This is a genomic window from Streptomyces kebangsaanensis (genome assembly GCF_001906585.1).
Lineage (GTDB): Bacteria > Actinomycetota > Actinomycetes > Streptomycetales > Streptomycetaceae > Streptomyces > Streptomyces kebangsaanensis.
Window position 1 is genome coordinate 27871 of sequence record NZ_JUJA01000143.1, and the last position, 4004, is coordinate 31874.

The 4004-nt window shown below is 68.6% G+C and carries 3 protein-coding genes and 1 pseudogene; 3 read left to right on the forward strand and 1 reads right to left on the reverse strand.

Annotated features, from left to right (window positions below):
• The first annotated feature begins 477 nt into the window (after positions 1-477).
• Positions 478-1041, forward strand: a complete 564-nt coding sequence (locus RH94_RS21325; RefSeq protein ID WP_073949110.1) for a dihydrofolate reductase family protein — start codon at positions 478-480, stop codon at positions 1039-1041.
• Between the two features lie 423 nt (positions 1042-1464).
• Here the strand turns inward: RH94_RS21325 and RH94_RS21335 are convergent.
• A pseudogene (locus RH94_RS21335) lies at positions 1465-2502 on the reverse strand (IS701 family transposase); the annotation flags it as partial.
• A gap of 182 nt (positions 2503-2684) precedes the next feature.
• Here RH94_RS21335 and RH94_RS21340 point away from each other — a divergent pair.
• Both RH94_RS21340 and RH94_RS21345 read left to right on the forward strand, forming a co-directional pair.
• The gene (locus RH94_RS21340) at positions 2685-3089 is read left to right on the forward strand and encodes a type II toxin-antitoxin system PemK/MazF family toxin (protein ID WP_073949111.1); all 405 of its coding nucleotides are present in this window, start codon (positions 2685-2687) and stop codon (positions 3087-3089) included.
• 247 nt (positions 3090-3336) lie between these two features.
• The coding region (locus RH94_RS21345) for an isocitrate lyase/PEP mutase family protein (protein ID WP_079189129.1) at positions 3337-4004 on the forward strand (668 nt) is incomplete at its 3' end.

Sequence of the window (4004 nt, forward strand, 5' to 3'; positions counted from 1 at the left end):
GAGCCGTCGCGGAGCCGAGCGATCCGCGCCCAGCCCAACAGACAGGCGCCCACCTTTCATCTCGCGCACGCGCGGGTACTTCCACCGCGAACCGCACGTCGTGGCAAGCACAAGCGCCCCACCTGGCTACCCGGTGGAAGGATGCGGTGGCGGCAGCCGACAGCCCCTCGCTCATCCCGCCCCGCCCACATCCGTCGAAGCCCATCGGCCGTACCCGGATCTCAGCGTTCTTCGCTGCCGAGGATCGGCACAGCAAAGCGAGCCGGGCGAAGATCCGCGTGGCGAGCAGGTAGATCATCTGTACCAGCACGACCACCGATCCTGCCCGGCCGCTGGCCGGGTGCATAACCCGAGGTCAGCTCTGGTAAAGCCATTCTGGAGCACTACGGGCTCGGACCGGGGGATCCCGCGAGCCGCGATGAGTTTTGCGGTGTTCAGCGGTCGTACTGTCGAACCCGTCACCGAGGAGGACTGCTGATGCGCAGCGTGACCTGTTCGATGAGCGTCTCACTCGACGGCTACATCGTCGGGCCGGACGGCGACTTCGACTGGACGGCGCCGGACGAGGACGTCTTTCGCTTCTGGATCGACGAGATCCGAGAGGTCGGCGTCCACCTGTTGGGGCGACGGCTGTACGAGACGATGCTGTACTGGGAGACCGCCGACCAGGATCCATCGCTCGACGACTCCATGCTCGAGTGGGCCGCGCTCTGGAAGCCGCTCCCGAAGGTGGTGTTCTCGACCACGCTGTCGGCGGTGCAGGGCCATGCCCGCCTGGCCTCCGGCGGCCTGACGGAGGAGATCGAGCGGTTGCGAGCCGAGCCGGGGGAGGGCGACATCGCGATCGGCGGCGCGACCCTCGCCGCCGAGGCGGCCGCGTTGGGCCTGATCGACGAGTACCGGGCCGTGGTCTACCCGGTGCTGGTCGGCGGTGGCATTCCGTTCTTCCCCCGGCACGAGCGCCGGGTGGATCTCGAACTCGTCGAGACCCGCACCCTCAGCTCGAGAGCCGTCTACCTCCGCCACCGCGTGGCGCGCTAGTACTCCAGCCGTAGATCGTGATCTTCACGGTTGAAGGTCGGCTTGTCGCTGGTAGTGGCTGTGGCGGGCGCGGGCTTGGTGGCGTCGGCGCCAGGTCGACCAGCGTAGGTGGTGGGCGATTTCGCGGATGGGCTGGGTGGCCAGAGCGGTGAACAGGCGCTGGATCTCGTCGCAGGTCGGCGGGATCAGTCCGCCGGGGCTAGGGCGTGTTTCGAAAGTCCCGCCTGCGCCGCGACGCCTGGCACGGCGCCTCGCCGCGTTGTCGGGATCGTCCGCGTACGCCCAGTACGCGGACGACCCTCCGCCTTGCGATGCACCGCACCAGACGCCGCGGCGCCCGCCCTCCGGGCGGACGGCGCTACTTTCGAAACACGCCCTAGTTCCATCGTCGGTGGGGGGCTGTTCGCGGCGTTCGAGGGAGGTGGTGACGGCGAGGAAGGCATGGGCGAGCAGGGCCGGGGTGACCCAGCGGTGCCAGGAGTCCCAGCGCCGCACCTGGTGTTCGTCGAGCCCTGCCAGTCCCTTCGAGCTCTGGAACATTTCCTCCACCGTCCAGTGGCTTCCCGCGACCCTCACCAGCGTGGACAGCGGAACCGGACAGGGCGAGTAGCAGCGGTAGCAGGCCAGTTCCCCGGTAGCACGGTTGCGGCGGATCAGCAGGTGCTGATGCCCTGCCGGGGGACCGGTGTTGATCGCGACCTGGGCCCAGTCGTACCAGCGGTGGCCCTTCGCGCCGTGTCCTGCGGACAGCTTCTGCCAGGCCCTGCGCGGGATCTTCTTGGCCAGGTGGTCGGCGCGCTGCGGGCCGGCTGCGGTGGGGACGCGGTGGGTGCACGAGATCGCCAATACGTAGCCGGGCCCGCGTGCTTCCAGGGCGGCGCGCGGTTTCGGGTTGTCTCCGTAGACCTCGTCGCCTGCTGCCCATGCGGCCGGGGCTCCGGCGTCCAGGGCGCGTTCGATCATCTGCTGGGCCAGTTGCGGCTTGGTCGCGAAGCTCAGCTCGTCTGGGACGGCGGCCTCCTGGCGGCGGTCTTCGTCGCGGGTCGAGGACTTGGGCAGGTACAGGGCGCGGTCGATGCCGGTGTGGCCGTGCCGGGAGGTGTAGGTGAGGTAGACGGCGACCTGGGCGTTTTCGATCCTGCCTGTGGTGCCGGTGTATTGGCGCTGGACGCCCGCGGTGCGGGTGCCCTTCTTCAGGTCGCCGGTCTCGTCGACCACCAGCACGGCCTGATCGTCTGCCAGATGCTCCAGCACGAAGTCACGCAGGTCGTCGCGCACCAGGTCGGCATCCCACTTCGCCCGCCCGAGCAGGTGCTGCAGCCCGTCCGGGGTGGCGTGACCGACGTGCTCGGCTATGGTCCAGCAGTTCTTGCGGGGCAGGTCCGACAGCAGCCCCAGGATCAAGTCCCGGACCCGGCGCCGGGGTTCGACCCGTGCGAATCGGCCGGCGATTCGCTGCATCAGGGCCTCGAACGACTCCTGCCACCGGCTACGGTCTACGCTGTGACCTGCGGCCACCGCTTGATTCTCAGTCTTCCCACACCGATGATCACCGGTGGCCGCACCCGTCTCCGCGGCGCCCTCACTTCCGTGCTTCGGTCGGGACACACAGTGTCGCCCGCCGTCCCGTGTCAGGAGGACATATGCAACGCGGCGAAGTCTGGTGGGTCGAGTTCGACGAGCGTCGGCCGGTCGTGCTGCTGTCCGGAGACGAGGCGTCCGGGTTCCAGGCGTTGCAGGTCGTCGCTCCGGCGGACGTCGACATCAGCGGCCTGGGCGTCGAAGTCGCAGTAGGCGCCATGGAAGGACTGCCCTTCGAAGGCGTGCTGCGGTTCGCGTTCCCGCGTCCAGGCTTTACCCCCTGCACCTGGCTGACCACCGTGTCCCGGGACGACCTGATCGAGCCGACGGGCGTGCTCTCCTCCTCGAAGCTCAGCGAGATCGAGGATGCCCTCCGTCTCAGTGGACAGACGAAGCAGTGGACCCCGGAGACGGCCGCGAAGTTCGGGGAGATGAGGAATGCACTCCGCCTCGGTGGACTCGAGTAGGCGGAGAAGGAACGGACGCCCCCAATCGCGTGGTCGATCTCGTCCCGGTGATCAACGGTGGCCATCTCTCTCCGCGGCGCCCCTCACCAGCGTGATCACGATCTACGGCTGGAGTACTAAGTGGTCGGCTCCGGAAATTCTTCGGGGGTTGACTCCGGAGGTGGGGGGATCTGCTTCGGTTTCGAGGTCGACGTCTGTGTCGGTTTCTTGCCAGAAGGTGGGCGGCAGTCGATGTTTGACTGCGTCCATGACCATCACACGGCCGGACAACGCCCACGTCTTCCGCTCCCTGCACACCACACCTGCACCCCTGGCTCTCGCCAACGCCTGGGATGTTGCGAGCGCCCGTGTCATCGAGACCGCGGGCGCCCCGGCGATCGCCACGACCAGTGCCGGTGTCGCCTGGTCGCTGGGTGCCCCTGACGGCGACTTTCTTACCCGCGAGCGGGTGCTGGAACTGGTCGGCCGAATCGTCGCTGCCGTCGCGGTTCCGGTTACCGCGGACATCGAGGGCGGGTACGGGGCGGATGCCGCCGGCGTTGCCGAGACCGTAACCGGGGTGCTCGCTGCTGGCGCCGTCGGCGTCAACATCGAGGACGGCACCCGGCCCCCGACAGAACTCGCGATGCGGCTGACCGCGGCCCGGCAGACCGCCGACCGGGCAGGCGCGGACCTGTTCCTCAACGCCCGTATCGACACCTTCCTGTTCGGGCTCGGCGACTCGGACACCCGACTGAAGGAAACCCTGGCCCGGGCACACATGTACGTCGATGCGGGCGCGGACGGCATTTTCGTCCCCGGCATCACCGACACCGCCACCATTGCGGCGCTGGCCAGGGACATCTCCGTACCGCTGAACGTCATGGCCGGCCCCGGCGCCCCGACCGTTGCCGAGCTCGGCGCCCTCGGCGTGGC